This window comes from Acidocella sp. (assembly GCF_028687955.1).
GTDB lineage: Bacteria > Pseudomonadota > Alphaproteobacteria > Acetobacterales > Acetobacteraceae > Acidocella.
This window is the reverse complement of record NZ_JAQTZC010000099.1, coordinates 1-5,505: the sequence shown is the minus strand read 5'-3', so window position 1 is coordinate 5,505 and position 5,505 is coordinate 1. Positions and strand designations below refer to the sequence as shown.

Here is a 5,505-nt window from a genome sequence, read left to right as displayed (position 1 = left end):
AAATACTCCTTATGATCGTCACCGATGTCAGAGCCCGACATATTCTGGTGCTTCACGCAGGCGATCCCCTGGCGGATTTCCTGACGCTGCACATTCAGCACGTAGCCAAGCATCCCGGCGGCGCCAAAATATTCCTTGGCCAGATTATCAGTGGAAAGTGCCGCGGTATGGTATGTCGGCAGCGTGATGAGATGGTGGAAAATCCCCGCCCGCTTGGAGGCATCCGCCTGGAAGGTGCGGATTTTCTCATCCGCGCGCGCACCAATCTCAGTGGCATCATACTCCACGTTCATCAGCTTCGCGCGGTCATAGGCGGACACATCCTTACCCTCGGCCTGCATCGCATCATAAACCTGCTGGCGGAAATTCAGCGTCCAGTTGAAAGACGGTGAATTGTTGTAAACCAGCTTGGCATTCGGCACCACCGCGCGGATGCGATCCATCATCCCGGCGATCTGTTCCACATGCGGCTTCTCGGTTTCGATCCAGAGCAGATCAGCGCCGTTTTGCAGGCTGGTGATGGAGTCGAGCACGCAACGGTCCTCGCCTGTGCCGGCGCGGAACTGGAACAGATTGGAGGGCAGGCGCTTGGGGCGCAGCAGCTTACCGTTGCGGTTGATGATGACATCGCCGTTGCGCGCGTCGCCCGGCGCCACTTCTTCGCAATCCAGGAACGAATTATACTGATCTCCCAGATCGCCCGGCGTATGGGAGACGGCAATCTGCTTGGTCAGACCGGCGCCCAGCGAATCCGTGCGGGTCACGATGATCCCGTTCTCGACACCAAGCTCCATGAAAGCATAGCGGCAGGCGCGAACTTTCGCGATGAAATCCTCATGCGGCACGGTCACCTTGCCATCCTGATGCCCGCACTGCTTTTCATCCGAGACCTGATTCTCGATTTGCAACGCGCAAGCGCCCGCCTCAATCATCTTCTTGGCCAGCAGATAGGTTGCTTCCGCATTGCCAAAACCCGCGTCAATATCAGCGATGATGGGAACAACATGGGTCTCGAAATTCTCAATCTTCATCTGCACCTGCTTCTGCTTGGCCAGATCGCCCGCCGCGCGCGCCGCATCCAGATCGCGGAACAGCAGCCCCAGTTCACGGGCGTCAGCCTGACGCAAGAAGGTATAAATCTCTTCGATCAACGCCGGAACGGAGGTTTTCTCATGCATCGACTGATCCGGCAGCGGGCCGAAATCCGAGCGCAGGGCAGCAACCATCCAGCCAGAGAGATAGATGTAGCGGCGCTTGGTGGCGCCGAAATGCTTCTTGATGGAGATCATCTGCTGCTGGGCGATGAACCCATGCCAGGCGCCGAGCGACTGGGTGTAATTCGCCGGGTCGGCGTCGTAGGCCGCCATGTCGGCGCGCATGATGCCGGCCGTGTATTTGGCGATATCCAGACCGGTATGGAAACGGTTCTGCAACCGCATCCGCTCGATGGATTCAGCATTGATACCGTCCCAGGTACCGTGCTTGCTCTGGATAAGGTGGGTCAGTTTCGTAATATTCTCTTGATAAGACATCTGCGTTTTCCGTTGCCGTTGGTGAGGATGCGTGTTGCAATGCACCAAGTAGACATTGTTTTGGAAAAAAGGGAGTCAATTTTGTAAAAAGAAGCTGTAATATTGTAAAGGATTTACCGATTTTCACGGAAAACATGTAAAATTTTTTCTAAAGGCTGCGCGGCGCCGCCGTACTCTGGCCTTCCCGCGCGCGGCAATGCAGAAAACCGCCGCCTGATGCCTATGTTTTCCAGAAGGTCATCAACAATCCACCGGCAACGATGAGAACGCCGCCGCACAGGATCGGCAGGCTCGGGCGCACCCCGAAGGCGGCAAGGTTGATGACCTGCGCGACCCCAAAAAACAAGGCGACATAAACGCCGAGGAGTCTGCCAAAATCCCAGTTGGGCAGGTTGACGGTGATGCCGTAACTGAACAGAACGGCGGCGCCCAAAGCAAAAAAGCCCACTCGCATGCCCATGGCGTGCGCATGGAGGCCGGTGCGAGCCAAGGCGTCGCCACCGGCTTCGAGCACGGCGGCAAGGGTGAGGACAACAAGAATCGAAAAATGCCTCACGGCGCTACGCCGTGAACACAACGGCTTTTTTGCCGTTGAGGATAACCCGGTCTTCAAGGTGATAGCGGACAGCGCGGGCAAGAACGCGGCGTTCAATATCGCGGCCCTTGCGCACGAGATCATCCGGCGTGTCGGCGTGAGAAATCCGCTCGACATCCTGTTCGATGATCGGGCCTTCATCAAGGTCGGTGGTGACATAATGGCCGGTCGCGCCGATCAGTTTCACGCCGCGGCCATGCGCCTGGTGGTAAGGCTTCGCGCCTTTGAACCCCGGCAGAAACGAATGATGAATATTGATGCATTTGCCAGCGAGTTTCGCTGCCAGCGCGTCGGAGAGCACCTGCATGTAGCGGGCCAGCACAACAAGCTCTGATTTGGTCTCCTTCACCAGCGCCCAGATCTGGCCCTCCTGCTCCATCTTGGTATCCCTGGTGACCGGCAGATGGTGGAAGGAAATGCCCCCCAGGTCGATCCCCGCGAAATGCTCGCGCCCATGGTTGGAAATGATCGCGGTAGGCGTCATCGCGAGTTCACCAATGCGCCAGCGATACAGCAGATCAACAAGGCAATGGTCGAATTTGGAAACCAGCAGCAGCACCCGGCGCGGGGTGGCATGGTCGTTGATGGCGTGGGTGAGTTTGAACGGTTCAGCGATGCTGTGAAAATTCTCGCGCAGGACCTCAATGCCGCTGCCGCCAACAAGATCAAAGCCGATGCGGGCGAAGAACTTGCCGCTTTCATCGTCGTCAAACTGCTGCGCCTCGCGGATATCCGCGCCGTGCTCGAACAAATAGGTGCTAACCGCGGCAACGATGCCGGGGCGGTTCAAACAGGAAAGGGTAAGCACATATTGCGGTTTGGACATGCGGTTTCCTGAAGTATCGGCCATGGCGGGGCCGGGATGTTGCGGGCCGGGGAGTCATAGCGCAAATGGGCGTGGCCGTGAATCCTTGCCACGGGGGCGGCGAAAGAACGGCATCTTGCGCTTGCATGACTTGGGAGTAGTTATGGGCATCCAACATCCGAGGCTTAAGCCATGACCACAGAGTCCCGTCTCGTCGCGCTCCAGACCAGCCCGCCCGCCTTCACGCGGGATATGGCGGAAATGCTGGCGTGGGATATTTTCGGCGTGGCCGGCACCGCGCAGTTGCTCTATGGCGAGCGCGACCAGAATTTCCGCATCCGGCCCGAGGCGGGGGACGGGATCATCCTGAAAATCCTGGGGCCCGGCGAAGATGCCGCCACGGTTGAATTCCAGACCGGGGCGCTTGAACATATCGCGATGATGGACCCTGCCCTGCCGGTGCCGCGCATCCACAGAACGCTGGACGGCGAAGCCTATACGCGGGTGAACGATGATGCCGGGGTGGCGCATATCGTGCGGGCGCTACGGTTTCAGCCAGGGCGGCTCATGGAAGGCGTGGAGCCCGGCGCGCCGCTGCTACGCAACACTGGCGCCACGCTGGCGCGGCTGAACCGGGCGCTGGCGAATTATTTTCATCCGGCCGCGGGGCAGCGGATTGTGTGGGATCTGCGCCGGATCGTGGAGCTGCGGCCCTCCGCCAAACTAATCGAACCGGCGCCAGCCAGGGCGCTGGTCGAGGGCGTGCTCGACCGCTTCATCGCCTTCCTGCCCGAGATGGCGCGGCTACGCCACCAGATGGTGCATAACGACCTGCACCCCGGCAACATGCTGATAAACGATACGGCCAGCGCGATAACCGGGCTGCTCGATTTTGGCGACATGATCCACGCCCCGCTGGTGTTCGACATTGCGGTGACCGCCGCCGAGACCACGGGCGCCAACATGTCCCCCATTGATTACGCCGCCGAGGTGATCGCCGGGTATAACGCGGTGACACCGCTGGAGGATGCCGAATTCCCCGCCTTATTCGAGGCCATCATCGCCCGGCATGCGCAGAGCGCCACCATCCACGCCTGGCGGCGGCATAACGACCCGGAGGGCGCAGCGAAGCTTGGCAGCCTGAGCGCGCTGAGCGCCCCGGCCATCGAGACGTTTCTGAGCGCCGGGCGCGATGGCGTGGTGGCGAAATTCCGCGCCGTGGCGGCCAGCAGGTTGGATGAAAACGCCGCTGCCCTGCCCGCGCGGCGGCAACGCGTGCTGGGCCGGGGGCTGGAACTTTCCTACCGCGAGCCGGTGCATCTGGTACGCGGCGAAGGCGTGTTTCTCTACGAGCCAGATGGGCGGCGCTATCTCGACGCTTACAATAACGTGCCCGCCGTGGGGCATGGGAACAAGCGCGTGGCGGAGGCCATAGGCCGGCAGATGGCAACGCTGTGCGCCAACACCCGCTACCTGCACGAGAGGGTGGTGGAATATGCCGAGCGGCTGACCGCCACCATGCCCGAGGGGCTGGAGACTTGCCTGTTCGTGAACAGCGGCTCGGAGGCGAATGACGCGGCCTGGCGGATCGCCAAAACCGTGACCGGGCGCGGCGGAGCCCTGGTGATGGCCAACGCCTATCATGGCGTGACCGATGCGGTGGCGGCGCTCTCGCCGTATTACGGCCCCTTCGCGCAGCCGCTGGCCCCCTTCGTGCAAACGCTGGAGGCGCCCGATACCTATCGCGGGCGGTTCACCGGCGCGGGGGCGGCGGCGCATTACGCGGCGGATGCCGGCCGGGCCATCGCCATGCTGCAGGCGAGCGGGCACGGCGTGGCCGCGCTGATCATTGATTCCGCCTTTGTCTCCAACGGCATACTGGATGTGCCGGAAGGCTATTTGGCAGCGGTGGCCGCCAAGGTGCGCGCTGCGGGGGGGCTGGTGATCGGCGACGAGGTGCAATCAGGCTTCGGGCGCATGGGCGCTGCGTTCTGGGGGTTTGCGCGCCATGGCGTGGTGCCCGACATGGTAACGCTGGGCAAGCCGATGGCCAACGGGCACCCGGCCGGCGCGGTGGTGACACGGCGCGATTTGTTGCAGGCGTTTACTGACAAGATCGATTTTTTTTCAACCTTTGGGGGCAACCCCGTCTCGGCTGCCGCCGCGCTGGCCACGCTGGACATATTGCAGGGCGAGAAATTGCAGGAAAACGCGCGGACCACCGGCAAGCTGCTGCGCGAAGGGCTGAAAGCGCTGGCCGGGCGGTATGCCGCCATTGGGAATGTGCGCGGCAGCGGGCTGATGGTTGGCGTGGAGATTGTGCGCGACCACGCATTGCGCACGCCGGCGCCGGAGCTGGCGAAGCAGATCGCCAATAAAATGCGCCATCTGGGCGTGTTGATCGGCACCGAGGGACCGAATGGGAATGTCTTGAAAATCCGCCCGCCCCTGCCCTTCGGCCCGCCGCATGCCGCGATGCTTCTGGAAGCCCTGGACCAGGCGCTCTAGAGTGCGATCGTTTGAGGTTCGCTCAGCCGAGCGAGCCGAAAGCGTGAATCGCCCTCAGAAAAATA

At 61.4% G+C, this 5,505-nt stretch carries 4 protein-coding genes; 1 reads left to right on the top strand and 3 read right to left on the bottom strand.

Annotation, left to right across the window (positions count from 1 at the left end):
- From PHE40_RS10430 to purU, 3 genes are all read right to left on the bottom strand, one after another.
- The coding region (locus PHE40_RS10430) for an isocitrate lyase (RefSeq protein WP_299961503.1) at nt 1-1,532 on the bottom strand (1,532 nt) is incomplete at its 3' end.
- A 220-nt stretch (nt 1,533-1,752) separates the two neighbouring features.
- Nucleotides 1,753-2,088 carry a hypothetical protein gene (locus tag PHE40_RS10425; RefSeq protein ID WP_299961501.1) on the bottom strand — a complete coding sequence of 112 codons (336 nt, stop codon included), beginning with the start codon at nt 2,086-2,088 and terminating at the stop codon, nt 1,753-1,755.
- Nucleotides 2,089-2,092: 4 nt separating this feature from the next.
- Complete coding sequence (gene purU, locus PHE40_RS10420; protein ID WP_299961499.1) at nt 2,093-2,953, bottom strand: formyltetrahydrofolate deformylase; 861 nt, start codon at nt 2,951-2,953, stop codon at nt 2,093-2,095.
- A 171-nt stretch (nt 2,954-3,124) separates the two neighbouring features.
- Between purU and PHE40_RS10415 the strand changes: the two genes are divergently transcribed.
- Entirely contained in the window at nt 3,125-5,440 is a 2,316-nt protein-coding gene (locus PHE40_RS10415) for an aminotransferase class III-fold pyridoxal phosphate-dependent enzyme (protein WP_299961497.1), read from the top strand.
- Nucleotides 5,441-5,505 lie beyond the last annotated feature (65 nt).

What these genes read in the sequence shown, in the direction of transcription:
- purU (WP_299961499.1), bottom strand. Translation starts at nt 2,953, where the DNA reads ATGTCCAAACCGCAATATGTGCTTACCCTTTCCTGTTTGAACCGCCCC.
- PHE40_RS10415 (WP_299961497.1), top strand. Translation starts at nt 3,125, where the DNA reads ATGACCACAGAGTCCCGTCTCGTCGCGCTCCAGACCAGCCCGCCCGCC.